2 protein-coding genes are annotated in these 616 nt (G+C 46.6%); both read left to right on the top strand.

What is annotated here, in order from left to right:
• The coding region (locus R8O10_RS26060) for a chorismate lyase (protein ID WP_318119892.1) at positions 1 to 79 on the top strand (79 nt) is incomplete at its 5' end.
• Positions 80 to 616, top strand: a 537-nt coding sequence (locus R8O10_RS26065; RefSeq protein ID WP_318192076.1) for a UbiA family prenyltransferase, incomplete at its 3' end; no start/stop codon positions are given. It abuts the gene before it with no gap.

Genomic DNA, 616 nt, shown 5'->3' on the forward strand with positions numbered 1-616 from the left:
GTGGATGAATCACAAACCTATGTTAGTCGCTGAGTTATTCTTATCGAATTCACCTATTTACGCCAAGGAGAGAGTGTAAATGTCCGCAGAAAAAGCCAAAGCATATTGGCAGCTGATGCGAATGGATCGCCCAATTGGTTCACTATTATTGTTGTGGCCAACGGTTTGGGCTCTGGTTATTGCAGCCCAAGGCATACCGAGTTGGGATGTGCTCATTGTATTTGTGTTGGGTGTATTTTTAATGCGTAGCGCAGGCTGCGTCATTAACGATTTTGCAGACCGCAAAGTCGATGGTCATGTGAAGCGTACTAAACAGCGTCCATTGCCTTCGGGTAAGGTCACGGCGAAAGAGGCGATTGGCTTATTTTTGGTTTTGGCCGTGAGCTCATTCTTACTTGTGTTGACCATGAACCCCTTAACGATTCAGCTCTCTTTTGCGGGCCTTGTCTTAGCCTTTATCTACCCTTTTATGAAGCGTTACACGCATATCCCGCAGCTGTTTTTGGGATTAGCGTTTAGCTGGGCGATTCCTATGGCATGGGCGGCACAAACCGGTGAGCTACCAGTGATGGTTTGGTTTGTGTTTGTGATTAATGCATTGTGGACGATTGCCTAC

Origin of the sequence: Vibrio sp. 1727 (assembly GCF_033344415.1) — a bacterium.
Lineage (GTDB): Bacteria > Pseudomonadota > Gammaproteobacteria > Enterobacterales > Vibrionaceae > Vibrio > Vibrio alginolyticus.